The sequence below is a fragment of the Pseudomonas sp. DTU_2021_1001937_2_SI_NGA_ILE_001 genome, from assembly GCF_032463525.1.
Classification (GTDB): domain Bacteria; phylum Pseudomonadota; class Gammaproteobacteria; order Pseudomonadales; family Pseudomonadaceae; genus Aquipseudomonas.
The window spans coordinates 1,313,353-1,338,711 of the sequence record NZ_CP135971.1 but is presented as its reverse complement, the minus strand read 5'-3'; the positions used below and the strand labels follow the sequence as shown (position 1 = coordinate 1,338,711).

The following is a 25,359-nucleotide window of genomic DNA, read 5'->3' as shown; positions in this document are numbered from 1 at the left end:
ATGACTGCGGGTGCACTCCCTGTGTCGGCTTCAGCAAAGCCGCGCAGTCCGGGGCATGCCTGAATATCGTCGGCGCGCAGAGATGGATCTTGAGGCCCCTTGTCGCGTTCAGGATTTCAGGTCGCAACGAGCTATCTGTGCAATCCCAGGGCCTGACTGATGCGGGCGCTGCAATCGAGCAGCAGCGCGCGAAAACCCTCTTGTGTACGTGGGCAATCCATGACCGCGTCGGGACCGGACAGGTTGATCGCGGCGCTGACCTGACCGGTATGGTCGTGCACGGCCGCGGCGATGGCGGTGGCGTAATCGGAGCGGTGCAGCACCCAGCCGCGCTGGCGGTCTTCGGCGATCAGCGCTTGCAGTTCCGGCAGGGTACGGGGCGCGGGGGCTGGGTAGTCGTCGAGCCGCGCGTGTTGGTACAGCGCGGCCAGGGCATCGGCCTCCAGACCGGTGAGCAGCATGCGCCCCATGGCGGTGCAGTGGCAGGCGATGCGTGTACCGATGGGGATGTTCACCGACAGGCGCTGGGCCGCGAAGGCGCGATACAGGTACAGGCAGTCGGTGTGCTCGCGGATGCTCAGGTGGCACGACAGCGAGGTGCGGTCGCGCAGTTCGTTGAGGTAGGGCATGGCCACGTCGACGATGTCACGGCTGGCCAGGTAGCTGAAACCGTCGTTGATCACCCGCGCGCCCAGCTCGTACTGGCCATTGCGCTTGTTCAGGTAGCCGGTGCTGGTGAGGGTGACCAGGATGCGGTAGATCGCCGAGGTGCTGACCCCCAGCTGCGTGGCGATGTCCTGAATGCCCAGCGAGCGCACCTGAGCGTTGAACAGGCCCAGCACGGCCAGGCCACGGGCCAGGGCGGGGACGATGTAGTCGGTGTCTTTTTCCGTGGTGTCGAGCATGGCCTCTCCAGGTGTATGGCCGGACGGCGGTCGTTGTGGGACAGGACGGGGGCGGCTTTAGCCACAATGCCGTTCAGTTAGTCGTTATGTGGTTCGGTAGGAGCGGCTTTAGCCGCGAAAGCGCTAGGAAATTCAGTGCATCTGTTGTGAACATGCGGTCGCTTCGCGGCTGAAGCCGCTCCTACCCGGTCTAACCGAACCGTATTGGCTTTAGCCGCGAAAAGCTTCCCGGCTGAAGCCGGTCCCACCGGGCGGCCCTTCCGGGCGTCAGTCGAACTCGCTCATCGCATCGAGCACGGCGGCCTTGAAGTAGTCCAGCGAGCAACGGTCGAACAGCAGCTCGAAGCACGGCGCCAGGTCGCTGCCGGTGTTGATCACGATGACGTTGATGCGCGCCGCCGAGGTCTGCGCCACGGCTCCGGGGCCGAAGGCGCGGGGGTGCAGGTCGACGCCGCAGAGCTTGGCCATCACCTCGCTGATACGGCGGCCGGACAGCTGCAGCCAGGCGTGGCTGTCCTGGCGCGGCAGCAGGTAGTTGGCCTGGTGGTCCAGCTCCCAGCGCGCTTCTTCGTCGGCGATGCGTTCACCGCCGTCGAGCGGGCTACCCAGCAGCAGGTACTCGGTCTGCGACAGGCGCGCCACTTGGCAGCCGTCCTGCTGGGGCGTAGCGCGGTTGGGCGCGCCCGGCAGGGTGAAACCGCGGGCCTGCAGGTACTCGGCGCTGTGCGCGCCGCGAAAGCCGGTGCGCGGCAGGTCGGTGAGGTCCTGCAGGGCGCAGGCGGTCAGTGAGGTGCTGGCCAGGGTGTTGCTGGCGGTGGCAAGGCTGGACATGGTCAAAGCTCCTGGCGCTGGTTGTCGGGGTCGAAGAACGGCAGGCTCACCACCGTGGCCTGCACCACCTCACCGCCTTCCACGCGGATCGGGATGCGCTGGCCGGGCTGGCTCTGGTCCGGGGCTGCATAGGCCAGGCCGATGATCTGCCCGAGGGTCTCGGAGTACTCGCAAGAGGTGACGTTGCCGCTGATGTCCGCGCCCTTGAGCACCAGGTGACCCTCCAGCGGCTGCGCGCTGCCTTTGGGCAGGCTGAAGCCGACCAGCTTGCGCTTGAGTGGCTGGGCTTCGAGGATGTCCAGCGAGCGGCGGCCGACGAAGAAGGGCTTGCTGCGGCTGACCGCCCAGCCCATGTCGATCTCTGCCGGGTGGGTCATGCCGTCGGTGTCCTGGCTGATGATCACGTGGCCCTTTTCCAGGCGCAGCAGGCGCTGGGTTTCCACGCCGAACGGCTTGATGTCGTAGTCCTTGCCGGCCTCGATCAGTGCGTCCCACAGCGCCAGGGCGTGGCGAGCCGGCACGTGGATCTCGTAGCCCAGCTCGCCGACGAAGCCGACCCGCAGCAGGCGTGCGCGGATGCCGGCCACCGTACCCTGGCGCACCGCCAGGTACGGAAAGGCCTCGGCCGACAGGTCCAGGTCGTGGCAGACCTTCTGCAGGACCTTGCGTGAATCAGGACCGGCCAGGTTCACCGCGCTGATCGCCGCGGTGACGTTGGCGATGTCCACGTCCAGGCGCCATTGTGCATTCCACTTGAGCATCTGCTGGTAGATTCGGTCCACGCCGCTGGTGGTGGCGGTGACGTAGAAGTGGTTGTCGGCGAAACGTGCACACACGCCATCGTCGATCACCACGCCCTGTTCGTTGGTCATCAGCGCATAACGCGAGCGCCCCACCGGCTGCTTGAGAAAGGCGAAGGTGTACATCCTGTTCAGCAGTTCGGCGGCGTCCGGGCCACGCACGTCCAGGCCGCCCAGGGTGGAAACGTCGATGATCCCGACCTTGCTGCGCACGTGGCGCGCTTCGGCCTGCATGCAGGCGTCACGCTGCGCCGCCGTGCCGTAATAGGCCGGGCGCTGCCAGATACCGGCGGGCATCATTTTTGCGCCAGCCTCGACATGCCGCTTGTGCAGCGGGGTCTGGCGGTAGGGGTCGAAGGCGCGGCCCGCGACATGCGCCAGTTTCTCGGCCTCGAACGGTGGGCGGGCGGTGGTCACGCCGGTCTGCCCGACGCTGCGCCCGGTGGCGGCGGCGACCAGGCGGGCGGTGGTCAATGCCGAATGGCGGCCCTGGGATGGGCCCATGCCCACCGTCGAGTAACGCTTGACCAGTTGCACGTCGCGGTAGCCGATGCGTGTGGCGTTGATGATGTCCTGCACCTGCAGGTCTTCATCGAAGTCGACGAACTCCTTGCCCTTGGGGTGGCTGAAGATCGGCCATGGCACATTCACCGGCGTTTCCGGCACCAGCACGGCCGGACCTTGCTCGGCCACCAGGTCCAGGCTGGCGAGGGCGGCGGCGCTGGCGCGGCGGGCATCGGCCAGCACATTGTCGAGGCGGTGGTAACCGTTTACCGAGCCGGCCACCCGCAGGTGGGCGGGCAGGCCGCTGAGGCTGAAGCTGGCGTTGTCATCGTCGTAGTCGAGTTTGCCACCGGCCTGGCACAGCAGCTGGTAGACCGGCATGTAACCGCCCGACATGCACAGCAGGTCGCAGTCCAGGGTCACACCCAGTGGCGCTACTTGGCCCTGGCCGGTGATCTTGCGCAGTTCCACGCCGCTGACATGGCGCATGCCGGCTTCGTGCAGTGCCTCGTAGACGGTGGTACCGGCATGGCAGGCGATGCCGCGTGCGGCCAGGGCACTCGACAGCGCCGGGTCGCCCGGCTGCTCGCGCAGGTCGGCCAGCGCAGCGACCTGGATGCCTTGGTCGTGCAGGTCGAGGGCGGCCAGATAGCCGTCATCGTTACCGGTGAGCACCACGGCGCGCTGGCCGGGCTTGACCGCATAGAGCTTCATCAGGCGCTGGGCAGCGCTGGTCAGCATCACCCCGGGCAGGTCGTTGTTGCGGAACACCACCGGCTGGTCGAAGGCGCCACTGCACACCAGGCACTGCTGGGCGCGCACCTTGTACAGGCGCTTGCCCTGGATCACCGGCAGGTAGTTGTCGGCGAACCAGGCATTGCAGGTGGCCTGGGTCAGCACCTGGATATTGGCGTGGGCCTGCACCGCGCTGACCAGCTCCTGGCGCAACTGTTCGCCACGCACCCCGTCGATATCGAAGCGCGCGTAGGTCAGCGAGCCGCCCAACAGCGGCTGCTGCTCGATCAGCAGCACCCGCGCCCCGGCTTCGGCGGCGGTCAGGGCCGCCTGCAGGCCGGCCGGGCCGGCACCGATCACGGCGACGTCGGTGAACAGGTAGGCCTTGTCGTAGTACTCGGGCTGGAAGGTCAGGTCCAGCACGCCCAGGCCGGCTTTCTTGCGAATCAGCGGCTCCCAGACCTTCCACATGCCCCTGGGTTTGTAGAAGGCGCGGTAATAGAAACCCACCGGCATGAATTTGGAGAATTTGCCCAGCCAGGCGTCGCGGTCGTTGTCCAGCGAGCCGTTGAAATTCTGGCCGCTGACCCGCAGGCCGTTTTCCAGGTTGAAGGTGTCGGCCAGCACATTGGGTTCGCGGGGCAGTTGTACCAGGGTGTTGGCGTCCTGGCCGGCCATGCTCAGCGGGCCGCGCGGGCGGTGGTACTTGAACGAGCGTGACAGCAGGTGGCGACCATTGGCGAGCAGGGCGCTGGCGATGCTGTCGCCCTGCAGACCCTGGTAGGTCTGGCCGTCGAAGCTGAAGGTCAGCGGTTTATCGCGGTCGATCAGCAGGCCCATGGGGGCGGGCAGGCGGTTGGCGCTGTTCATCCGGCGATCTCCTGCGGGGCGGCGCTGAATTCCACGCGCTGATTGAACAGCTCACGCGGGTCGAAGGTGCGGATGATTTCATCGCTGCCGGTGTGGCGCTCGGCGAGGAACCAGTAGCTGGACGGCGTGTGCATCCACCATTCGCGGATCACCCCCAGGGTGTCTTCGCTGTTGAACACGTAGTCGGCCCATTCGGCATCCGAGCAGGTCTGCGGGTCGGGCATGACCTTGAATTCGCCGCCGTAGGTGAACTCGCTGATGTTGCGCGGCCCGTTGAGCGGGCATGTCATGACTTTCATAGTGCTGCCCCTGTCAGTGGCTGGCCGCCGTGGCGCCCATTTCGTTGACTTGCTGGAAGGTCGAGAAGCGTTCCAGGCCGAATGGCCGGATCAGCTCCGGAACCCGACCGCCGCTGGCCACCAGCTCGGCCATGGTCTTGCCGCAGATCGGCGTGGCCTTGAAGCCCCAGGTGCCCCAGCCGGCGTCCAGGTAATAGTTCTTCACCGGCGACAGGCCCATGATCGGGCTGTAGTCCGGGGTCATGTCGGTGATCCCTGCCCACTGGCGCATCAGCTTGGCGTTGGCCAGGAAAGGGAACATCTCGATGGCGTGGGCCAGCAGGCTCTCTTTCAGGTCCAGCGTGGAGCGCGTGTTGAACAGCGGGTAGGGGTCCGAACCGCCACCGAACACCACCTCGCCACGGCTGGTCTGCTGCACGTAGCAGTGCAGTGCCGAGGAACTCACCAGCGGGTCGAGGAACGGCTTGAACGGCTGGGTAACCATCGCCTGCAGCGGGAAGGTCTGGATCGGCGAGCGGATGCCGGCCTTCTTCATGAGTTGCGAACTCATGCCCGCCACCGCCTGCACCGCGCAACCGCAGCGCACCGTGCCACGATTGGTCTTCACCGCCGTGATGGCACCGTTGTCGATCACCAGCTCCTGCACCTCGGTCAACTGGTGGATTTCCACGCCGCGCTTGGCCGCCTGCTTGGCGTAGCCCCAGGCCACGGCGTCGTGGCGCGCGGTGGCACCGTCTATGTGCCATAAGCCGGCGATCACCGGCAGGTGACCAGGGTCGAGGTTCAGCATCGGCACCAGCTCGCGGATCTGCTGGCGGTCGATCATCTCGGTACGTCCGCCGAAGTGCTTGTTCACCTCGGCGCGCTGGCGAAAGGCGCGCACCGTGGCGTCGGTGTGCGCCAGGGTCAGCTGGCCGCGGTGCGAATACATGATGTTGAAGTCGAACTCGTTGGACAGCCCCTCGAACATCCGCACCGACTCGGCGTAGAAGCGCACCCCTTCGCTGGTCAGGTAGTTGGAGCGGATCACCGCCGTATTGCGCGCGGTATTGCCGCCGCCCAGATAGCCTTTTTCCAGCACCGCAATATTGTTGATGCCGTGGTAGCGCGACAGGTAGTAGGCGGTGGCCAGGCCGTGGCCGCCACCGCCGATGATCACCACGTCATAGGCGGGTTTGAGTTCCTTGGGGGCCGGCAAGTCGACCTCCACCGGGTACTCCGAGCTGAGCCCGTATTTCAATAAACCTAAAGGCATACGGCCTCCTTCGGCTGGCGGTTGGCGAGGGCTTGCTGCTGCGCAGCGATCAGAGTGTTCTTCATCAGAAAGGCAATGGTCATCGGCCCGACGCCACCGGGCACCGGAGTGATGGCCGAGACCTGGGGCAGGGCGCTGTCAAAGTCGACATCGCCCACCAGGCGGCTGCGTTCGCCGTCCTGGATGCGGTTGATGCCGACGTCGATGACCACCGCGCCGGGCTTGAGCCAGCTGGCGTCGATCATGCGCGGCCGCCCCACGGCGGCGACCACGATGTCGGCCAGACGGCACAGCGCCTGGGCATCGCGGCTACGCGAATGCACCACGGTGACCGAGCAGTGGGCCTTGAGCAGCAGCGCCGCCATCGGCTTGCCGACGATGTTCGAGCGACCCACCACCACCGCATGCTTGCCGCTCAAGTCACCCAGCGTCTGCTCCAGCAGGTAGATACAACCGGTGGGCGTGCAGGGGGTCAGCACCTCGCGGCCCTGGCTCAGGCCGCCGACGTTCTCGCTGTGGAAACCATCGACATCCTTGCCCGGTGCGATGGCCTGCAGGGCGCGGGTTTCCTCGATATGTCTGGGCAGCGGCAGTTGCAGCAGGATGCCATTCACCGAGGCGTCGTCGTTGAGTTCGGCAATCAGCTCCAGCAGCCGCGCTTGCGGGCAATCGGCGCCCAGGCGGTACTCGATGGAGCGAATGCCGCATTCCTCGGCGCGCAAAATCTTGTTGCGCACATACACCTGACTGGCCGGGTCTTCACCGACCAGAATTACCGCCAGCGCCGGCTGGATACCCTCGGCCTTGAGGTCCAGCACGTCCTGTTTGACCTGCTGCAACACACGGGCGGCGGCGGCCTTGCCGTCGATCAGTTTTGAGGTGCTCACCGGAAGATCACCGTTCTGTCAGTGTTGAGGAACACCCGGTGCTCCAGGTGGTAGCGCACCGCCTTGGACAAGGCCACGGTTTCGGTATCGCGACCGATCGCCACCAGGTCATCGGGCAGGTAGGCGTGGTCCACACGCTGCACTTCCTGCTCGATGATCGGGCCTTCGTCCAGGTCGCTGGTGACGTAATGCGCCGTGGCGCCGATCAGCTTCACCCCGCGCTCGTAAGCCTGGTGATACGGCTTGGCACCCTTGAAGCCGGGCAGGAACGAGTGATGGATATTGATGGCGCGGCCCGAAAGTTGCTTGCACAGGTCATCAGAGAGGATCTGCATGTAGCGGGCAAGGACCACCAGCTCGGTACCAGTCTCGTCGACTACCTGCATCAGCGCAGCCTCCTGGGCAGTCTTGTTGTCACGGTTGACCGGCAGGTAGATGAAGCGGATGCCCTCACGCTCGGCCATCGGCCGAAGGTCGAGGTGGTTGGAGACGATGGCGGTGATGGTCATGTCCATCTCGCCCTTGTGGTAGCGGTACAGCAGATCGGTGAGGCAGTGGTCGAACTTGCTGACCATCAGCAGCACGCGCATCGGCTGACGGGTGTCGTGCAGTTCCCAGTCCATATCGAAGGAGGTGGCAACATCGCAGAACCCGGCCTTGAGCTGCTCGATATCCCCGGCATGGCCATCGTTGAACCGGAACACGGCACGCATGAAGAATCGACCGCTGAATTCGTCATCGAACTGGGCCATCTCACCGATGTAGCAACCGTTGCCGGCCAGGTACGACGTCACCGCCGCGACAATCCCGGACGTCGCCGGGCAGCTGATCTTCAAGATGAAATGGTTCTTGTCATGTTGCATGGCATGTCCTCGGAATGGGCCGGCAGCTCGGCGCAAAGCGAAATTCAAGGATGAAAGAAGCGTTTACAGGTGGATAAAAATTCCTGTTAAGAATTAAATATTCCTAGGTTCGGTTTTATAGGCGAAAGCGTTGGCACAGTCCAGACAAATCTGGAAAGTTTTTTTCTTATGGGGAATTTTTTTGCTGCAGGCTTCCAGCACAGGCTTGCCTTGGATGATGGCGTCGCCGCGCGTCGGTGCTACAGGGCGCCGGCCCGAAGGCTGCCTCCAGAGGCAGCCATGGCGTCAGGAAGGAGTCAGTGCATTCGGTCGCCATGGAGCAGGCCGGGCAGGTGGCTGAATTCACCGCCGTTTTGGTTGCAGGAACGCAGCCAGCAGCAATCGCGTGGCTAACAATGGCCATGTCGTTTTCATCAATCACCAGGCCGGTCTGTGTCAATTGTCTGCTCGCATGGGCAAGGCATGTGCTTTCTCTAGGCTGAGAGCCAGAAGTTGTCGGTCATTGGCAGGGTCTATCACGTTTTTCTCTACTGGGCACGATAGATAGTTAACGCACATGGCTGTCAGAGAGCTTGCTAACTTGAATTACGATTTTCGGATCGTTTGATATCAAGGAGGAAGCATGTCTCAAAACGGTATAACCCTACCCCCTATAATTGTTACCCCTGAACCCCCGTTACTGTCTCCTTCAGGAAATATAGGGGGAGGCGTGGTTGCCAGGCCTTTGCCTTGGAACGGACAAGTTGCTGCGGCTGGTGAGATTGACGAATTTTTTAATAAAAAAGGAGTCAGAAACGAGCATTACGCCGTGTCGGTAGTGGTGACGGTTGCCAGTGCTCAACGTAGTATTGAACAGTCTTTCATGGAATATCTTTCGCGATTGACCGCCGATGTCGATGCGGAAATCATGAGCGGCCTGGAACCTTACGGTTACTCCGGCCTGCAACGGGCAGTCGCTGAAAAAAGTATTGTCGACGATCTGATTGTCCAAAATGAAGCCGAATGGTCTGCTAGTAACGTCGCTGCACATTCCTTTTTTGGTCGGCATGCGCTGGCTGTTGAAACGGTAAAAAGTGCTGTTCATTTCGCCAATATTTTTCATGGCGCAAGGCATAAAGCACCCCTTGGGAAACTCCGAACAAGTTGCCCATCAGCCGGAAATGGACGGCTTAGGGATGCCGAAAAACCCGATTTTCAGCCGTTAATTATTGGAAAACCAAGGCATAGCCTTGGTTTTCTGTCCTTACGGGTGCACCTCTCCCGCAGCAGGCAATAATTGCCGGCGCACCATCCACAGATTCGACAGGGCAAACAGCGTGGTCAGTTGCGCCGTGTTCTTGGCCAAGCCACGGAAGCGGGTTTTCACATAGCCGAATTGGCGCTTGATCACACGGAATGGATGTTCGACCTTCGCTCGCGCCTGCGCTTTGACCTTCTCGATCTTGCGTCTGGCTTTGTAGAGCACGCTGCGTTTGCTCAAGTGCTTGTAGGTGCTACGACGAGCCGCAATCTGCCAGATCACCGGCCTTCCTTCATGCTCCGGCCGCTTCTCCACGCCGGTATAACCCGCGTCGGCACAGATAAAATTTTCATCGCCATGCAACAGGTGAGCGACCTCCGTTACATCAGCCACATTCGCCGCTGTGCCGTGGACGTGGTGCACCAGACCCGACTCGGCATCCGCACCGATATGCGCCTTCATGCCAAAGAAATATTGGTTACCTTTCTTCGTCTGATGCATCTCGGGATCGCGTTTACCTTCCTTGTTCTTGGTCGAACTGGGTGCGTGGATGATTGTGGCGTCGACAATGGTGCCGTGGCGCAACGACAAGCCCTTGTCTCGCAGGTAATTGTTGATGGTTTCCAGGATGCCCGCCGCCAACTGATGCTTCTCCAGCAGGTGCCGGAAATTCATGATCGTTGTGTCTTCGGGAATCGGAGCGCTGAGCGTCAGACGAGCAAACTGGCGCATCGAAGTAATCTCGTACAGCGCCTCTTCCATGGCTGGATCACTCAATGAGAACCAATTCTGCAGCAGGTGAATGCGCAGCATGGTTTCCAGTGGATACGGCTTGCGGCCACCGCCAGCCTTTGGGTAGTGAGGCTCGATCAACGCTACCAACCCGCTCCACGGAACCACCTGTTCCATCTCGGCCAGGAAACGCTCGCGACGGGTTTGCTTGCGCTTACCGGCATACTCGAAATCGGAAAAGCTCATCTGGCTCATGGGATGGCGGGCTTGTAGAAAGCAGTTGGACGGAGGGCTATTTCAGCACAGGTCAGATGGCCTGTGCTGACTTGATCGGAGAATCCCTTGAGGTTTTCAGAGAGTGGGAAGCATCCGTCGTAGGGGCCTACAGAGCGAAGATTCTCGAAGCAAAGATACGCTACCTGAAAGAAAAGTCGGTGGTATTGGCTAGCGCCATTGTGGCGGCTCAAGCTCAAGAGAATGCCCGGTTGGCCGCTGAAGCTGCCGAGCGAGCTCGTGTCGAGGCTGAAGCCCGGCGGATTGCCGATGAGCAAGCCCGTGTCGCCGCACAGGCAGAACTCCAGCGTTTGGCCCAACAGCAGGCCGCTCGGCAAGCCCTGTTCGCATCAGGCAGCACATTGGTCATGGCTGCCAACGCCAGTACCCTTACTATCAGCGGGCAGGGAATTGGCCAGTTGGGGCAGGATACTGCTTTATTGGCCCAGGCAATCGAGAAGGCCTTGGCAGCTCTTGCACGACAGTTACTCACGGGGCCGGGTGTTTATGTCGCTGCCTTTCTGTCACTGGCGCTGTACTCCAGCCCAACGGCAGACGACTCGCATGACCGCACGCCAGACAGGATCCGCTATGGGCTGGGCATTAATGCCGGGCAATTGGGGCTTGATCCTGAGGCGGACCTTCGAGATATCGCCTCGGCTCAGAGCACTGTCGACATGCCGATGCGCTTGGTCAGCGAGGTCAGGGAAAATCGTTCAGTCATTTCGGTGATCAGTACCGATGGCAGGGTTGTACCCAAGAGCGTCAAGGTTCGGGCTGCAACGCTCAATCCACAAACGGGTCTGTACGAGGTCGTACTGCCCAGCATGATCGGCGGGCCGCCAGCGATTACATTGACCTGGACACCGGCAGACGTACCGCTGGGCGAAAATCCATCCAGCACGACTCCTGCCATTGCTCAGCAACCTCCGATCCATACCGGAGTCGAGCTGGAGCCGATTGCGGTTGATGCCCAGGCTTACCCTGGCGTACTGACTGATCTCGATGACCTGATCGTCTGGTTCCCGGCGCAAGCGGGCATGCCGCCAGTCTATGTGATGTTCAACTCTCCCTATGAGGGGGCGACGACCCGAGGTGAGCACAGCGGGCGAATGTACAATCCGGAAAATGCTGGAGGACCGACCCAGGATCTGGACTGGACTACGGCGTCGGTGACGCAGGAGGGTATCGAGCTTGTTGAGCTGCATACTGGGAGATTCAGCCCATCGGATGCGAACATAATAATGGTTGAGCGGCTGAAGCAGATAGTTCGTGGTGAACTGGAGATTACCGATACGGATAAACGCTTTTATACTCACGAACTGAGGGAGTTGGAGCGTTACCGAATACTTGGGGTTCCTGATGGTGTTATAGGAAGTGTATGGAATGATGCGCATGCCGCTACACTTGAGGACTATAAGCTCAAGGATGTAGTGGAATTGCTTTATACACCTGAAGCGATAGCTGCCGATTTCAAACAGATGCGGGAGGGTAGGTATGAGTGATATAAGTGATGTGGTCAGGGGTGAAAGTCCTAGGGATGTAATATTGTTTATTGTTAGAGGTGGCCGCTCTATAGCATATCCTATGTTGGATAGGTTGTATTGTCGTCATGATTGGGTAAATATTTCAAATAATCTTGAGTTGCTCAAGCTTTTTGACTCAATGATTGCAGAGGGAAGTATCGAATATAACGAAGGAGGGTTCAGGAAAGGGCCTGAGTGGAAAGAGCCTGAGTTCATCAAGGAGAAAAAATACACCTTCGAGCAGCCATGACAGACCTGTAAAAGTGTCTGGCACTCAGGTATGCATGGCATGCAAATGTTGCCATGCGTACCTTGAAACAGGCCGGCCTTTCCATCTTTTTGCAATTGAAGGGTCGGCCATTGCGATCAGGCACTGCGAAAAAGGATTTTCCATTGCTCTGAAAGCGTTGCTACCCGAAAGGGAATACTGGGCAAGCTCAAAGAAATAACGGCTGCTACGCAGCCGATCGCGAGCAAGCTCCCTCCTACAGAAGAATTGGGCTTACTCGCCCTGAGCCCCATAGTTCATGATCGACAACAACCGGATCGGCACCTGCACCAGTTGCTCCGGCCCATGCGGCACCTCGCCGTCGAAGGTCAGGCTGTCCCCAGCCTCCATGTGGTACAGCTGATTGCCATGCCGGTAGATCAGCTCACCTTCAAGCAAATGCAGAAACTCCGTACCTGGGTGGGAAAAGGTCGGAAACTCCTCGCTGGCGTCATCCATGCTCACCATGTAGGCCTCGAAGTGCTTCTTCGGCCCCCGGGTATGATTGAGCAGGTGATAGGTATGGCCCTTCTCCGTACCCCGACGCACCACTTCCATGCCGTCGCCGGCCTTGACCAGCAGCGCACTGCTGCCTTGCTGGTCGTACTGGCTGAACAGTTTGGACATCGGCATGCCCAGCACGTCGCAGAGGCGGCTGAGGTTGTCCAGGCTGGTGGACACCTGGGCGTTCTCGATCTTGCTGAGCATGCCCTGGCTGATCCCGGCGATGCGCGCCACATCGGCCAGTTTGAGTTCCTGGGCCTGGCGCTGGCGCTTGATCTGGATGCCGATGTACTGCTCCAGCTTGAGCTTGGGCGGTTCTTCGTGATTCATAAATCCTGCACGGTTTCTGTTCAGTAATTTTTATTTCGCACTGTGAATGTGCGTTTTTTGTCGGGCCAGCGATTTTACCGGCGAAATATTTGCGGTGCGAAAACGAGTTTCCCATATATACAGCGCAAAAAGCCCGTTGCGCTGAAATTGCTGGAGCAGTGACAAAACTGGCAAGGACGTTGCATTCCTGAAGGGAAAGTAAGTTTCCTGTTCGGAATAACAAGGCCGGACAGTGAAGCGTAATCCACCTCGCTTTCGTCCCAGGAGTCCTGTCCCATGTTGCCAACCGAAACACAGCGCCTGATCCAGGAACACGGCATCAAGTACGTACTGGCTCAATTCGTGGACATCCACGGTTCGTCCAAGACCAAGTCGGTGCCGGTCAGCGGGCTGGAGATGGTCGCCGAAGAGGGCGCCGGTTTCGCCGGATTCGCCATCTGCGGCATGGGCATGGAGCCCCATGGCCCGGACTTCATGGCTCGCGGCGACCTGGCCTCGTTGATCCCGGTGCCCTGGCAGCCCGGCTATGGCCGCGTGGTGTGCATCGGCCACGTCGATGGCCAGCCCTGGCCCTACGACAGCCGCTATGTGCTGCAGCAACAGGTCGAGCGCCTGGCGCAGCGTGGCTGGACCCTGAATACCGGGCTGGAGCCGGAGTTCAGCCTGTTCAAGCGCGACGGCGCCGGACACCTGCAACTGGTGGACGCCAGCGACAGCCTGGACAAGCCCTGCTACGACTACAAGGGCCTGTCGCGTTCGCGGGAATTCCTCGAACGCCTCACCGAGGCGCTGCAGCTGGTGGGCTTCGACATCTACCAGATCGACCACGAGGATGCCAACGGCCAGTTCGAGATCAACTACACCTACAGCGATGCCATGGAGTCGGCCGACCGCTTCACCTTCTTCCGCATGGCCGCCGGCGAGATCGCCAACGACATGGGCATGATCTGCTCGTTCATGCCCAAGCCCGATCCCAAGCGCGCCGGCAACGGCATGCACTTTCACCTGTCGCTGGCCAGCGCCAGCAACAAGAACCTGTTCCATGACGCCAGCGACCCGAGCGGCATGGGCCTCTCGAAGCTGGCCTATCACTTCGCCGCCGGCCTGCTGGCCCACGGCCCGGCGCTATGCGCTTTCGCCGCGCCCACGGTCAACTCCTACAAGCGTCTGGTGGTGGGCAACTCGCTGTCCGGCGCCACCTGGGCACCGGCATTCATCGCTTTCGGCGCCAACAACCGCTCGGCGATGGTCCGGGTCCCGTACGGGCGCCTGGAGTTCCGCCTGCCGGATGCCGGTTGCAATCCCTACCTGGTCACCGCCGCGATCATCGCCGCCGGCCTGGATGGCATCGACCGCCAATTGGAAGTCCCCACCGTGTGCAACGAGAACCTCTACAAGCTGAGCCTGGAGGACATCGCCGCGCGGGGCATCAAGACCCTGCCGCAGTCGCTCAAGGAAGCCTGCGACGCGCTGGAAGCCGACCCCTTGTTCGCCGAAGTGCTGGGCCCGCAGATCGTCGGCGAGTTCATCAAGCTCAAGCGCATGGAGTGGGTGGAGTACAGCCGCCACGTCAGCGACTGGGAGATTCAGCGCTACACCGAATTCTTTTGAGCTGTACAGCGACAAGTTGCAAGCCACAAGCCGCAGGCAAACGCGGTTTCGTGGCGTTGCAAGGATCGCTTTATCAACCCCGTTCAGCTTGCAGCTTGAAGCTTGCAGCTGATAACTGCCGAACAAAGTGAGGACTGCCGTATGTGTGGAATCGTGGGTCTGTACCTGAAGAACCCGGCGCTGGAGTCGCGGCTCGGTGAGCTGTTCGAGCCGATGCTCGAAGCCATGACCGACCGTGGCCCGGACAGCGCCGGCTTTGCCATCTATGGCGATGAAGTGGCTGACGGCTGGGTCAAGCTGACCCTGCAGGCCACCACCGAGGGCTATGACTTCACCGCCCTGGTGAGTGCCGTGCAGGAGCGGCTCGGCGCCGAACTGGACTGGTTCCAGAACGCCAGTGCCATCGTGCTGAAGATCAAGGCCCCTGAAGCCCAGGTGCGTGCCGCCCTGGCCGAGCTGGCGCCGAGCGTGCGCATCATGAGTGCCGGGCAGAGCATCGAGATTCTCAAGGGCATGGGTCTGCCCAGGGAAATCTCCCAGCGTTTCGGCCTGGCCGGCATGAAGGGCAGCCACATCATCGGCCACACCCGCATGGCCACCGAAAGCGCGGTGACCATGGAGGGCAGCCACCCGTTTTCCACGGGCGCCGACCTGTGCCTGGTGCACAACGGCTCGCTGTCCAACCACTCGCGCCTGCGCCAGAACCTGCGCCGCGAAGGCATCGCCTTCGAGACCGAGAACGACACCGAAGTGGCTGCCGGCTACCTGACCTGGCGCCTGCAGCAGGGCGACAGCCTCAAGCAGGCGCTGGACAAGTCGCTGGAAGACCTCGACGGCTTCTTCACCTTCGCCATCGGCACCCGCAACGGCTTCGCGGTGATCCGCGACCCGATCGCCTGCAAGCCGGCGATCCTCGCCGAAACCGACGACTACGTCGCCATGGCCTCGGAATACCAGGCGCTGTCCAGCCTGCCGGGCATCGAAAACGCCAAGGTCTGGGAACCGGTTCCCGCCACCATGTACATCTGGGAACGCCAGTCGGCCTGAGGAGCACACCTGTATGAAAACCATCGATCTGAGCGTGTCCAGCGTGCGCGAGTTGAACCAGGCTCTGCACGACCAGGCGGGCGTCGTCGAGCAGCGCGAATGGCTGGTCACCCATCCCAACGGCGCGCATAACCTGGCCGTGGGCGTCAACGAAGCGATTTCCATCGATATCCAGGGGCATGCCGGCTACTACTGCGCGGGCATGAACCAGAAGGCCTCGGTCACCGTGCATGGCAACGTTGGCGTGGGCTGTGCCGAAAACATGATGAGCGGTTACGTGCGGGTCAAAGGCAGCGCCTCCCAGGCGGCCGGCGCCACCGCCCATGGCGGGCTGCTGGTCATCGAGGGCGACGCCGGTGCGCGTTGCGGCATCTCCATGAAAGGCGTGGACATCGTGGTCGGCGGCAGCATCGGCCACATGAGCTGCTTCATGGGCCAGGCCGGGCGCCTGGTGGTGTGTGGCGATGCCGGTGATGCGTTGGGCGACTCGCTGTACGAGACGAAGATTTTCGTCAAGGGCAAGGTCGAGTCGCTGGGCTCGGACTGCATCGAGAAAGAGATGCGCCCGGAGCACCTCGAAGAGCTGCAGGCGCTGCTGAACAAGGCCGGCTTCAACGAGAAGGCCAGCGACTTCAAGCGCTATGGCTCGGCCCGCCAGCTGTACAACTTCAAAGTCGACAACGCCAGCGCGTACTGATCAGGAGCCTTACCATGACTGACAAACCCACCCCCGTGCTGCGCGAATCGGCCACCTTCGACCGCCTGACCATCCAGGAAATCCAGCGCGCCGCCGAAACCGGCATCTACGACATCCGTGGCGGCGGCACCAAGCGCAAGCTGCCGCACTTCGATGACCTGCTGCTGCTCGGCGCCAGCGTGTCGCGCTACCCGCTGGAGGGCTACCGCGAGAAGTGCGGCACCGACGTGATCCTCGGCAACCGCTTCGCCAAGAAGCCGCTGCACCTGAAGATTCCGGTGACCATCGCCGGCATGAGCTTCGGCGCGCTGTCGGCCAACGCCAAGGAGGCCCTGGGTCGTGGCGCGAGTATCGCCGGCACCAGCACCACCACCGGCGACGGCGGCATGACCCCGGAAGAACGCGGCCAGTCGCAGCATCTGGTGTACCAGTACCTGCCATCGCGCTACGGCATGAACCCCGACGACCTGCGCAAGGCCGATGCCATCGAGATCGTCCTGGGGCAGGGCGCCAAGCCCGGTGGCGGCGGCATGCTGCTGGGCATGAAGGTCACCGAGCGGGTGGCCGGCATGCGCACCCTGCCGATCGGCGTCGACCAGCGTTCGGCGTGCCGTCATCCGGACTGGACCGGCCCGGACGACCTGGCGATCAAGATCGCCGAACTGCGCGAAATCACCGATTGGGAAAAACCCATCTACGTGAAGATCGGCGCCAGCCGGCCTTACTACGATGTGAAGCTGGCGGTGAAGGCCGGTGCCGACGTGATCGTGCTCGACGGCATGCAGGGCGGCACTGCAGCGACCCAGGAAGTGTTCATCGAGCACGTCGGCATTCCCATCCTGCCGGCCATTCCGCAGGCAGTGCAGGCGCTGCAGGAAATGGGCATGCACCGCAAGGTGCAACTGATCGTCTCTGGCGGCATTCGCAACGGCGCCGACGTGGCCAAGGCCATGGCCCTGGGCGCCGACGCGGTGGCCATCGGCACGGCAGCACTGGTGGCGCTGGGCGACAACCATCCACGCCTGGATGAAGAGTTGAAGAAGATCGGCTCGGCGGCCGGTTTCTACGACGACTGGCAGAACGGCCGCGACCCGGCCGGCATCACCACCCAGGATCCGGAACTGGCCAAGCGCCTGGACCCGGTGGAAGGTGGACGCCGGTTGGCAAACTATTTGCGTGTCCTTGTGCTCGAAGCCCAGACCATGGCTCGCGCCTGCGGCAAGAGCCACCTGCACAACCTCGACCCCGAGGACCTGGTGGCGCTGACCGTGGAGTCGGCGGCCATGGCACGGGTGCCGCTGGCGGGTACGAACTGGGTGCCTGGCCAGGGTTACTGATTCAACCCAGTGGCCGGCCTTTCCCCAGGAGAGGCCGGCTTTCGTGCATCTGAAGGAGTTCAAATGACTGCAACCTGGGCCTGGATGGCCTTGCTCGCCGCCGGCATCTGCGAAGTGATGTACGCCTCTGCCATTCCCCGTACGCAAGGCTTCAGCCGGTTCTGGCCCAGCCTGTACTGCATCACCTTCATCGCCTTGAGCATGTACCTGCTGGCGCTTGCCGCACGCCAGTTGCCGATGGGCACGGCCTATGCCGTATGGGTGGGCATCGGTGCGGTCGGTACGGCCATCTACGGGATCTTCTACCTGGACGAGCCGGCCAGCGTGGCGCGGATCGTGTGCCTGATGCTGATTATCTGCGGGGTTGCCGGTTTGAAGATGTTCAGCCCGGTGAATTGACCGGTTGAGCGTTATCTGGGGCGGTGGGATTTGGTCGTCGTGCAGGGGAGCAGGGAGGTCAGCCGGCCCGGAGGGGCCGGCTGCTTTGATCAGACGGCGTTGTCGTCCAGTTCGCCGGTTCTGATCCGCACGATGCTTTCGACGTTCTGCACGAACACCTTGCCATCGCCGATCTTGCCGGTGTGGCCCGCTTTCAGAATGGCCTCCACGGCCGGCTGGCAGAGGGCATCGCTTACTACCACTTCGAGCTTGATCTTCGGCAACAGCTGCACCTCGTATTCGGCGCCCCGATAGATTTCCGTGTGGCCTGCCTGGCGTCCGAAGCCTTTGACTTCGGTGGCGGTGACGCCATTGACGCCCACCTCGGTGAGTGCCTCACGTACGGCGTCGAGCAGAAATGGCTTGATAATCGCGGTGATCAACTTCATCGGCGTTGCCCTCAGCTCGAGTATTTGTAACCGACTTCACCATGGGTGGAGAGGTCAAGGCCGTCGACCTCGGTTTCTTCGTTCACGCGCAAGCCGCCGCAGAGCACGCTGGCGACCTGATAGGCGATCAGGCTGGTGATGGCCGAGAACAGCACGCTGAACAGGATCGCGCCGCCGTTGACCAGCAACTGGCTGAACAGGTCGCGGCCTTCGGCAAAGCCCTGGCCACCGATGGCGGTGAGGGCGAACACCGGGGTCAGCAGGCCGCCGAGGATGCCGGCAACACCATGCACGCCGAACACGTCGAAGGCATCGTCCAGGCCGATCATGGGCTTGAGTTTTTCCACCGACCAGACGCACACCGGGCCGGCGATGAAACCCAGCAGGATGGCGCCCATGGGGCCGACGAAGCCGCACGCCGGAGTGATCGCCACCAGCCCGGCGATGGCGCCGGACAGCGCACCGAACAGGCTCGGGCGGCCACGGTGTTTCCATTCCACCAGCATCCAGCCCATGGCGCCGGCGCAGCTGGCGAGCATGGTATTGACCATCACCAGCATGGCGTAGCCGTTGGCCGCCAGTGCGCAGCCGCCACAGAAGCCCAGCCAGCCGACCCACAGCAGCGAACCGCCGGTGAGGGTCATGGTCATGTTGTGCGGCGCCAGTGCCGCCGTGCCGAAGCCACGGCGGCGGCCCAGCAACCCGGCGCCGACCAGCGCGGCGATGCCGACGTTCAGGTGCACCACGTTACCGCCGGCGAAGTCCTGCACGCCGAGGTTGAACACCCAGCCACCGCCCCAGGCCATGTGCGCCATGGGGATGTAATTGATGGTCAGCCACACGGCCATGAACACCATCACGGCGGAGAATTTCATGCGTTCGGCAAAGCCGCCGACGATGATCGCCGGGGTGATGGCGGCGAACAGCAGCATGAACAGGAAGTACAGGTATTCCGGGATCGTACCCACTACCGAGTCCTTGGTGATGCCGAGCATGAACAGCTTGTCCAGGCCGCCGATCACCGCTTGCAGCGAGCCGCCGCTGGTAAAGGTCAGGGAGTAGCCGTAGATCGCGAACAGGACCGACATCAGTGAGGCAGTGCAGAACACCTGCATGAGGATCGACAGAACATTCTTGGTGCGTGCCATGCCGCCGTAGAACAGCGCCAGACCCGGCAGGGTCATCAGCAGCACGACCAGCGAGCAGAGCGCCACGAACGCCGTGTCGCCACTGTTGATGGCGGGCGCCGCTTCATCGGCGAGGGCGACGCTGCTACTCGATACCAGGGGTAGAACCCAGATGCTGCGGCACATCGATGCAAACCGAACCATTAGCTGTTGCCTCCAAGCCGACCGAGAAAAGATCCGGCCGCTGTCGGCATGCGGGCCGGACGGAATTCCCCTCTAAAGATCAGGCCAGTGCACTGATATTTATTCCTGAGGGGTAATTAATTTCCTTTTCAGTAAAGCAATAGGTCTGCCAGAAATGCCCTGCCGGGCAGGGCTTCGGCTAACTCACTGAGCGGTAAACAATTTGTTACAGGGGGACGGGAGAGGGGCACGGCACGGGGGAGCAGACCTTTGCATCGTGCTGGTGCTCGAAGCTGCGTACGGTCACGCGTGGGGGCACTTGCGGGGCGTATGCGCAGGTCAGCCGGTGGCGTTGGCCACCGGCTGACGAGGATCATTTCAGCTTGTCGAGTTGTTCGTCAGGCAGCGCATAACTGTGCTGCTCGTGAATCATGGTGGCAATCAAGGCATAGAGGCTGACCGCCGCGACCATGAAGCTGATGAACACCAGGATGGCGGGCTTGTCGGCGAAGGTGAACACGGCGCTGGCGCCGTCGTAGGTGGTGATGCTCATGATGAGACTCCTGTGCAGAGTACCGGCCGTATGGCGGCCGGCACGGGATCATTGACTGGGTGCGGTGTTCAAGGTGCGCTCGGCAGTGCTGCCTTGCCCGTACAGGCCACCCCACTCCGGGTAGGCCTGCGCTGGCACCTCGGTAAGGTCCAGGCCACGTTCCTCGGCATGCGCCGGCACCCGCAGGATGCCGGCCTTGGCGAGGGCGTAGGAGATGCCGTAGCCGGGGAAGAAGCCCAGCGCTGCCATCACCAGGGCGCCACCGAGCTGGCCGAAGAAGCTGATTTCCGGCATGCCGTTGACGTTCGGGTAGCCGGTCAGGAACAGGCCGCTGATGACCAGCCCGGCGAAACCACCGAAGCCATGCACCGCAAAGGCGCCGACGGCGTCGTCCAGCCGCAGCTTGAGCAGCAGGTTGTTGACCAGCGGCGCCAGGGCGGCGACGCCCATGCCGATCAGGTACGCCAGGCCGGGATGGTAGAGGTCCAGGCCAGGTGCGACAGAGATAATGCCCACCAGCCCACCGGACATCATCCAGTAGGGTTCGCGGGTGGTGAGATAAGCGCCGATCAGGCCGCCGGCGAAGCCCATCAGGGTGTTGAAGGAAAACGCCGAAAGGTTGGTCGGCTGCCCGTAGATGTTGATCCACTGGGCGCCGGACTGGTAGATGATGCAGCCGCCGAGAAAACCGAAGAAGCCGACGATGATCAGCATCAGGCCGACCACGCTCATCGGCATGCTGTGGCCGACGATGGCGTTGGCGCTGCCGTCCGGGTTGAAGCGGCCGATGCGCGCCCCGAGGTTGATCAGCACACCCAGGGCGAAGAAGCCGGCGATCATGTGCACGACGCCGGCGGCGCCGACATCATGGTAGCCCCACTGGACGGTCAGCCAGCCTTGCGGATGCCAGCCCCAGGCCGCCGCCAGCAACCACAGGAACCCACCCAGCACGATGGTCATGATGATGAACGCGCTCATGCGTGCGCGCTCGATGATCGCGCCAGAAAGGATCGAGCCGGTGGTGGCGGCGAACAGCGCAAAGGCACCCCAGAAGATACCGGTGGCGTTGTCTTTCACGTTGGGTCCCATGGACTGGCTCCAGGGCATGCCCGCCATCAGCGCGTCCATGCGCGGCACCAGGCCATCGGGAAAGGCGTTATAAACCGCCCAGCCCAGCAGGAACACACTGGGTACGATGAAGCCGAACGCGAGGATGTTCTTCACCCCGGCCGCCAGGGCATTCTTCAGGCGCGAGGCGCCGATCTCGTAGGAAAGAAAGCCTGCGTGGATGCAGATCATCAAGGCGATGCACCACCAGTAGAACATTTCCATGTTCAGGGTATTGGTCATCTCGATCATGGCCTTGAGCTCTTCGAGCGTAGGCGGTGTCTTCTGTTGTTCCATCACGGGATCCCTCGAAACGATTGATTGGAATAGAGATACACCGGCAGGTAGGGGCAAGAGGTCGACGGTTGCTGACTGAGTTTCTTATTGGGGTGTGCCACGCGGCAGCCCGACCGGGCTGGCCTGGCGGCTCGGTGAAGCGTGGGGTGCGCCGAGCCGGTGCGTCGTGTGGGCAGGTGCCTCAAACAGGTCCGCCCGAGCCTTCCTTCTGCAACATGCCCTGGATCTGCTGCACCGACTCCTGGGTGCGTCGCGCCAGGTTGCGTACCTCGTCGGCCACCACGGCGAAGCCGCGACCCTGCTCGCCTGCGCGGGCCGCCTCGATGGCGGCGTTGAGTGCCAGCAGGTTGGTCTGTTCGGCCACGCTGCGGATGCCGCCGGCGACCTGGGCGATCTGCTGGTAAGTGGCCTGGATGCTGGCCTGCTCGCGCAGCTGCGAAGTGGCGGCGATTTTTTCGTCGCTGATTTCACGCACCGCGCCGGTGACGTAGCGCAGCTGGCCTTGGGCATCGCGCAGGCAGCGCCCGCGTTCGCGGAACCACAGTTCACCGCGCGTCTTGTGGCGCATGCGGTATTCGACGGCGTAGCAACCATCGCCCGCGCTGGCGACCATCGCGGCGTTGAAGGCTTGCATGACCTGTTGCAGGTCGTCGGCATTCACCGCCTTGAAGTAGCTGTCCCAACCGTCGGGGAATTCTTCGGCGCTGTAGCCGATCAATTCACGGAACTGCTCGGACCAGCGAATCACGTTCTGCTCGTGGTCAGGATCGCCGTCCACCACGTTCATGGCCCAGCAGCCCTCGGTCAGCGTGCGTTTGGTCAGGTCCCACACCTGCCGTTCTTCGTTCCACTGTTCGCGTTCGGCCTGCAGGGCGTGCAGGCGTTGCTCGCAGACGTCGCGTTCGCCGAGCAGTTCGCTGATCTGCGCCGTGGCTGCGGCCAGCTGTTGGTTGAGCGCCGCGTATTCTTCTGCGGTGCAGGGTGAGGGTGGTTGCTCTTCAGCCTGCCGACGGATGCGCTGCAGTTCATCCCACTGGCGTTGCAGCCTGTGCAGGCTGTCGTTCAAGCGGGGATTGCGCTGCAGGTGAGGCTGGGCACTGGCCGTATCCGGCTGGCTTGCAAAGAGACGTTCGAGCCATTGACTGAGTTCGTCGGCCAGGCTGCGGGACGCATTGTTGAACCACATGGGCCATCCTCCTTGATTGTGATCACCCCGTATCTAGCAATTCTCTTTCCAACCTGCCGCCGCAGTCCCGGTTGTTAAGCCCAACCACCGGCTTGTGGCTTGGTGGGAGCGGCTTTAGCCGCGAAAGCGCCAGGAAATTCACTACATCTGTCGTGAACAGGCGGTCGCTTCGCGGCTGAAGCCGCTTACCCGGCCTAACTGACCAGTATTTCGCCTAGCCGCGCACCCGGGTTTTTTCCGGGTCGTAGGCCACCGTGCTGCTGGCGACCCGGGCGCGGATGCGCTTTTGCTGACCGTCGAGCTTGCCGATCTCGACCTGCGTGCCCGGCTCGCAATAACCCACGTCCAGCCGACACAGCGCGATATTGCTGCCCAGTACTGGCGAGCGGGTTGCGCTGGTGATCACACCGATCCGCGCCCGGCCGCTGTGCACGTCGTCGCCATGGGCCGCGGTTTCATTGCCTTCGAGCTGCAGCCCCACCAGCCGATGGCGGGGAGCGGCGGTGCGCCTTGTCAGGGCGTCACGGCCAATGAAGTCGGCGGTTTTGCTCTTTAGTGGCACACAAAAGCCGATACCGGCTTCGAAGGGGTCGGTGTGGTCGTCGAATTCATGGCCGGCGAACACCAGGCCGGCCTCGATCCGCAGTATGTCCAGCGCTTCGAGGCCCATGGGCACCAGGCCCAGTGGTTCGCCCAACTGCCACAGGCGCTGCCACACCTGCACGGCGTCGTCGGGGTGGCACCACAGCTCGTAACCCAGTTCGCCGGTGTAGCCGGTGCGCGAAACCATGACCGGCGGCCCGTTGTAGTCATCCAGGCGGCCGACCAGAAAACGGAACCAGCCCAGTGCCTCCAGCCGTGGCTGGGTGCCGGGCGTCCAGATCATCCGGGCCAGCAACTCACGGCTCAGTGGACCTTGCACGGCGAGGTTGCTGATCTGCTCCGAGGCGCTCTTCACCCAGACCTTCATGCCCAGCGTCTCAGCCTGCTCGCGCAGCCAGATACCGGCGTAGTCCTCACCGCCTATCCAGCGGAACGCGTCATTGCCAAGGCGCAGCAGGGTGCCGTCGTCGAGCATGCCGCCGTGCGGGTAGCACATCGCCGAATAGACCACCTGGCCAATCGCGAGCTTGCGTACATCGCGGGTCAGGCAGTAGTCGAGCAGCGCTTCGGCATCCGGACCGAGCACGTCGAATTTGCGCAAGGCGCACAGGTCCATCACCGCCACGCGTTCGCGGCAGCCGTGGTATTCCTCCAGGGCGCCGTAGCCGTCGAAGTGCGAGGCCGTCCAGAACCCCCGGTAATCGACGAACTGACGGGTGAGCGTTGCGGTCGCGGGGTGAAAGGCGCTTTCGCGGGTCAGCAGCGGCTCGGCGTCAGGGGTTTTTCGAGTGGCCATGGCTAGACTGAAATGCTCCTTCTCGGAATACACGCGGATATGAATGTCGCTGGGCTGCCAGCCGTTGGCCGGGTCAATGTCATCCGGGCAGGAGGTGCTGGCACACACCAGGTCGGTAAGGGCCTTGAGCAGCACATAATCGCCGGGCCGCGACCAGGGCTCATCCAGGGTCAGTTGCTGCTGCGCGTCGAGGCCGGTGTTGTAGAAAAAATTGATCGCCGGCCAGCCGGCCCTTGCCTCGACACCGTGCGCATGCAGGACACGACTGATATTGCTGCTGCAATTGGCGTGGCCGAAATAACCCTGGGCTTCGTAATAGCGTGCGGTGCAGGCCAGGGCAAAGGTGTCGTGGCGGCCCACGGTGTCGCGCACCACCTCCAGCATGGGTTGCATAGTGCGGTCATAGAAGCGACTGAACAGCCCCGGCCCCGGATAGGCGCTGCCGTTCAGCGTGCGGGTGACGGTGGGGTCGAGGTCCACTTCGCGGCCGCTATCCAGGGCGCGTCGGTCGAAGGCGACGAAGTCCGAACATTGCCGCCCGGCGACATCGATCACCTGAATGAACTGACCCGCCGCAACCGGGTAGTCGCGGGCGCTTCCCGGTTTGATGGTGAACTCGTCGACCAGCTCGCCCAGGGGCACAGGCAGGGGCGGTGTCCAGATGCGCCGTGGGTTGGCGCGCTGGATCCGCAGCAGCAACTCGCTGGCGCGTTGCTGGCTGTCCACCGCCGTGTGCCGGTCCGGCGCGGCGACGATCAGCGTCAACGCCGTGCTGGCGACGAACTGCCGGCTGAAGCCTGCCGGGGTTTCGGCGGGCCACAGGCTGGCGGCATCGGGCAGATGGCGGCAGTCGATGTGCTGTCGACGCAGGCCGGCGGCCACATGTCGCGCCGTATGGCTGGGGGCGTGCAACAGGCGGGCAATGCCATCGGCGCCGCGTTGCCCGCTCAGGCCGAGGGCGCCCAGCGCTTCGCCGCCATCCTCGGTGAAGGCCAGCAACTGCGCGGGCTGGTCACCCTCCAGGTCGATGACCGCCAGGCGGTCGCCGGCTTCCAGGGCCACCACGGTTAGCCCGCCGGGGGCGACACGGTGCTGCTCGCTGTCACGGGTCATGACGGACAGTGCCGGCTCCAGTGGCCGACTGATCACGGGAAGGTTCATGGCGA

General features: G+C 62.7%; 22 protein-coding genes and 1 pseudogene. 8 read left to right on the top strand and 15 right to left on the bottom strand.

Going from position 1 to position 25,359, the window contains the following annotated elements; all coding sequences use genetic code 11:
* Window positions 1-131: 131 nt before the first annotated feature.
* The 7 genes from RRX38_RS05325 to purU form a co-directional block, all read right to left on the bottom strand.
* Window positions 132-905, bottom strand: a complete 774-nt coding sequence (locus RRX38_RS05325; RefSeq protein ID WP_315961828.1) for an IclR family transcriptional regulator — start codon at window positions 903-905, stop codon at window positions 132-134.
* 267 nt (window positions 906-1,172) lie between these two features.
* Window positions 1,173-1,736 carry a sarcosine oxidase subunit gamma gene (locus tag RRX38_RS05320; RefSeq protein WP_315961827.1) on the bottom strand — a complete coding sequence of 188 codons (564 nt, stop codon included), beginning with the start codon at window positions 1,734-1,736 and terminating at the stop codon, window positions 1,173-1,175.
* Between the two features lie 2 nt (window positions 1,737-1,738).
* Entirely contained in the window at window positions 1,739-4,645 is a 2,907-nt protein-coding gene (locus RRX38_RS05315) for a 2Fe-2S iron-sulfur cluster-binding protein (protein ID WP_315961826.1), read from the bottom strand.
* Window positions 4,642-4,944, bottom strand: coding sequence for a sarcosine oxidase subunit delta (locus RRX38_RS05310; RefSeq protein ID WP_295477963.1), 303 nt, complete (start codon window positions 4,942-4,944; stop codon window positions 4,642-4,644). The genes RRX38_RS05315 and RRX38_RS05310 overlap by 4 nt, the downstream gene beginning before the upstream one ends.
* Before the next feature lie 13 nt (window positions 4,945-4,957).
* Window positions 4,958-6,199 carry an FAD-dependent oxidoreductase gene (locus RRX38_RS05305; RefSeq protein WP_315961825.1) on the bottom strand — a complete coding sequence of 414 codons (1,242 nt, stop codon included), beginning with the start codon at window positions 6,197-6,199 and terminating at the stop codon, window positions 4,958-4,960.
* Window positions 6,190-7,086 carry a bifunctional methylenetetrahydrofolate dehydrogenase/methenyltetrahydrofolate cyclohydrolase FolD gene (folD, locus tag RRX38_RS05300; protein ID WP_315961824.1) on the bottom strand — a complete coding sequence of 299 codons (897 nt, stop codon included), beginning with the start codon at window positions 7,084-7,086 and terminating at the stop codon, window positions 6,190-6,192. The genes RRX38_RS05305 and folD overlap by 10 nt, the downstream gene beginning before the upstream one ends.
* On the bottom strand, window positions 7,083-7,949 hold the full coding sequence (gene purU, locus RRX38_RS05295) for a formyltetrahydrofolate deformylase (RefSeq protein ID WP_315961823.1): 867 nt from the start codon (window positions 7,947-7,949) through the stop codon (window positions 7,083-7,085). The genes folD and purU overlap by 4 nt, the downstream gene beginning before the upstream one ends.
* A gap of 622 nt (window positions 7,950-8,571) precedes the next feature.
* On the opposite strand from purU, the gene RRX38_RS05290 reads away from it, so the two are divergent.
* Entirely contained in the window at window positions 8,572-9,225 is a 654-nt protein-coding gene (locus RRX38_RS05290) for a hypothetical protein (protein ID WP_315961822.1), read from the top strand.
* On the opposite strand, the gene RRX38_RS05285 is transcribed toward RRX38_RS05290, so the two are convergent.
* The gene (locus RRX38_RS05285) at window positions 9,193-10,176 is read right to left on the bottom strand and encodes an IS5 family transposase (RefSeq protein WP_315959397.1); all 984 of its coding nucleotides are present in this window, start codon (window positions 10,174-10,176) and stop codon (window positions 9,193-9,195) included. The two genes, RRX38_RS05290 and RRX38_RS05285, sit on opposite strands and share 33 nt — an antisense overlap.
* 56 nt (window positions 10,177-10,232) lie before the next feature.
* Between RRX38_RS05285 and RRX38_RS05280 the strand changes: the two genes are divergently transcribed.
* Together RRX38_RS05280 and RRX38_RS05275 are read left to right on the top strand one after the other, a co-directional pair.
* A complete protein-coding gene (locus RRX38_RS05280; RefSeq protein WP_315961821.1) occupies window positions 10,233-11,699 on the top strand; it encodes an S-type pyocin domain-containing protein in 1,467 nt (488 codons plus the stop codon).
* Window positions 11,692-11,970 (top strand): hypothetical protein, encoded by a 279-nt coding sequence (locus tag RRX38_RS05275; protein ID WP_315961820.1) that lies wholly within the window; start codon window positions 11,692-11,694, stop codon window positions 11,968-11,970. The genes RRX38_RS05280 and RRX38_RS05275 overlap by 8 nt, the downstream gene beginning before the upstream one ends.
* A gap of 252 nt (window positions 11,971-12,222) precedes the next feature.
* Here RRX38_RS05275 and RRX38_RS05270 read toward each other — a convergent pair whose 3' ends face one another.
* Window positions 12,223-12,822 (bottom strand): XRE family transcriptional regulator, encoded by a 600-nt coding sequence (locus tag RRX38_RS05270; protein WP_315961819.1) that lies wholly within the window; start codon window positions 12,820-12,822, stop codon window positions 12,223-12,225.
* A gap of 276 nt (window positions 12,823-13,098) precedes the next feature.
* Here RRX38_RS05270 and glnT point away from each other — a divergent pair, with 276 nt between their 5' ends.
* The 5 genes from glnT (at window position 13,099) to RRX38_RS05245 (ending at window position 17,913) form a co-directional block, all read left to right on the top strand.
* Window positions 13,099-14,433, top strand: a complete 1,335-nt coding sequence (gene glnT / locus RRX38_RS05265; RefSeq protein ID WP_315961818.1) for a type III glutamate--ammonia ligase — start codon at window positions 13,099-13,101, stop codon at window positions 14,431-14,433.
* Window positions 14,434-14,574: 141 nt separating this feature from the next.
* Window positions 14,575-15,480 carry a glutamine amidotransferase family protein gene (locus RRX38_RS05260; protein ID WP_315961817.1) on the top strand — a complete coding sequence of 302 codons (906 nt, stop codon included), beginning with the start codon at window positions 14,575-14,577 and terminating at the stop codon, window positions 15,478-15,480.
* A 13-nt stretch (window positions 15,481-15,493) separates the two neighbouring features.
* The gene (locus tag RRX38_RS05255; protein WP_295477984.1) at window positions 15,494-16,177 is read left to right on the top strand and encodes a protein glxC; all 684 of its coding nucleotides are present in this window, start codon (window positions 15,494-15,496) and stop codon (window positions 16,175-16,177) included.
* Window positions 16,178-16,191: 14 nt separating this feature from the next.
* Window positions 16,192-17,514, top strand: coding sequence for an FMN-binding glutamate synthase family protein (locus RRX38_RS05250; RefSeq protein WP_295477987.1), 1,323 nt, complete (start codon window positions 16,192-16,194; stop codon window positions 17,512-17,514).
* 63 nt (window positions 17,515-17,577) lie between these two features.
* Window positions 17,578-17,913 carry a DMT family transporter gene (locus RRX38_RS05245; RefSeq protein WP_295477989.1) on the top strand — a complete coding sequence of 112 codons (336 nt, stop codon included), beginning with the start codon at window positions 17,578-17,580 and terminating at the stop codon, window positions 17,911-17,913.
* Window positions 17,914-18,002: 89 nt separating this feature from the next.
* Here RRX38_RS05245 and RRX38_RS05240 read toward each other — a convergent pair whose 3' ends face one another.
* From RRX38_RS05240 to RRX38_RS05215, 6 genes and pseudogenes are all read right to left on the bottom strand, one after another.
* A complete protein-coding gene (locus RRX38_RS05240; RefSeq protein ID WP_295477992.1) occupies window positions 18,003-18,341 on the bottom strand; it encodes a P-II family nitrogen regulator in 339 nt (112 codons plus the stop codon).
* An 11-nt stretch (window positions 18,342-18,352) separates the two neighbouring features.
* A complete protein-coding gene (locus tag RRX38_RS05235) occupies window positions 18,353-19,654 on the bottom strand; it encodes an ammonium transporter (RefSeq protein WP_410524896.1) in 1,302 nt (433 codons plus the stop codon).
* 370 nt (window positions 19,655-20,024) lie between these two features.
* Entirely contained in the window at window positions 20,025-20,204 is a 180-nt protein-coding gene (locus tag RRX38_RS05230; RefSeq protein WP_295477997.1) for a hypothetical protein, read from the bottom strand.
* Window positions 20,205-20,252: 48 nt separating this feature from the next.
* Window positions 20,253-21,608: an ammonium transporter gene (locus RRX38_RS05225; RefSeq protein WP_315961815.1), complete on the bottom strand. Its 1,356-nt coding sequence runs from the start codon at window positions 21,606-21,608 to the stop codon at window positions 20,253-20,255.
* Window positions 21,609-21,813: 205 nt separating this feature from the next.
* Window positions 21,814-22,395 (bottom strand): annotated as a pseudogene (locus tag RRX38_RS24950) (methyl-accepting chemotaxis protein); the annotation flags it as partial.
* A gap of 613 nt (window positions 22,396-23,008) precedes the next feature.
* Window positions 23,009-25,354: a DUF1989 domain-containing protein gene (locus RRX38_RS05215; protein WP_315961813.1), complete on the bottom strand. Its 2,346-nt coding sequence runs from the start codon at window positions 25,352-25,354 to the stop codon at window positions 23,009-23,011.
* Window positions 25,355-25,359 lie beyond the last annotated feature (5 nt).

Bases quoted from the DNA above. Each gene is read 5' to 3' on its own strand.
- glnT (WP_315961818.1), top strand. From the start codon at position 13,099: ATGTTGCCAACCGAAACACAGCGCCTGATCCAGGAACACGGCATCAAG.
- RRX38_RS05245 (WP_295477989.1), top strand. From the start codon at position 17,578: ATGACTGCAACCTGGGCCTGGATGGCCTTGCTCGCCGCCGGCATCTGC.
- RRX38_RS05315 (WP_315961826.1), bottom strand. From the start codon at position 4,645: ATGAACAGCGCCAACCGCCTGCCCGCCCCCATGGGCCTGCTGATCGAC.
- RRX38_RS05235 (WP_410524896.1), bottom strand. From the start codon at position 19,654: ATGTGCCGCAGCATCTGGGTTCTACCCCTGGTATCGAGTAGCAGCGTC.
- RRX38_RS05275 (WP_315961820.1), top strand. From the start codon at position 11,692: ATGAGTGATATAAGTGATGTGGTCAGGGGTGAAAGTCCTAGGGATGTA.
- RRX38_RS05215 (WP_315961813.1), bottom strand. From the start codon at position 25,354: ATGAACCTTCCCGTGATCAGTCGGCCACTGGAGCCGGCACTGTCCGTC.
- RRX38_RS05255 (WP_295477984.1), top strand. From the start codon at position 15,494: ATGAAAACCATCGATCTGAGCGTGTCCAGCGTGCGCGAGTTGAACCAG.
- purU (WP_315961823.1), bottom strand. From the start codon at position 7,949: ATGCAACATGACAAGAACCATTTCATCTTGAAGATCAGCTGCCCGGCG.
- RRX38_RS05305 (WP_315961825.1), bottom strand. From the start codon at position 6,199: ATGCCTTTAGGTTTATTGAAATACGGGCTCAGCTCGGAGTACCCGGTG.
- RRX38_RS05225 (WP_315961815.1), bottom strand. From the start codon at position 21,608: ATGGAACAACAGAAGACACCGCCTACGCTCGAAGAGCTCAAGGCCATG.
- RRX38_RS05325 (WP_315961828.1), bottom strand. From the start codon at position 905: ATGCTCGACACCACGGAAAAAGACACCGACTACATCGTCCCCGCCCTG.
- RRX38_RS05285 (WP_315959397.1), bottom strand. From the start codon at position 10,176: ATGAGCCAGATGAGCTTTTCCGATTTCGAGTATGCCGGTAAGCGCAAG.
- RRX38_RS05260 (WP_315961817.1), top strand. From the start codon at position 14,575: ATGTGTGGAATCGTGGGTCTGTACCTGAAGAACCCGGCGCTGGAGTCG.
- RRX38_RS05280 (WP_315961821.1), top strand. From the start codon at position 10,233: ATGGCCTGTGCTGACTTGATCGGAGAATCCCTTGAGGTTTTCAGAGAG.
- RRX38_RS05250 (WP_295477987.1), top strand. From the start codon at position 16,192: ATGACTGACAAACCCACCCCCGTGCTGCGCGAATCGGCCACCTTCGAC.
- RRX38_RS05230 (WP_295477997.1), bottom strand. From the start codon at position 20,204: ATGAGCATCACCACCTACGACGGCGCCAGCGCCGTGTTCACCTTCGCC.
- RRX38_RS05310 (WP_295477963.1), bottom strand. From the start codon at position 4,944: ATGAAAGTCATGACATGCCCGCTCAACGGGCCGCGCAACATCAGCGAG.
- RRX38_RS05320 (WP_315961827.1), bottom strand. From the start codon at position 1,736: ATGTCCAGCCTTGCCACCGCCAGCAACACCCTGGCCAGCACCTCACTG.
- RRX38_RS05290 (WP_315961822.1), top strand. From the start codon at position 8,572: ATGTCTCAAAACGGTATAACCCTACCCCCTATAATTGTTACCCCTGAA.
- RRX38_RS05270 (WP_315961819.1), bottom strand. From the start codon at position 12,822: ATGAATCACGAAGAACCGCCCAAGCTCAAGCTGGAGCAGTACATCGGC.
- RRX38_RS05240 (WP_295477992.1), bottom strand. From the start codon at position 18,341: ATGAAGTTGATCACCGCGATTATCAAGCCATTTCTGCTCGACGCCGTA.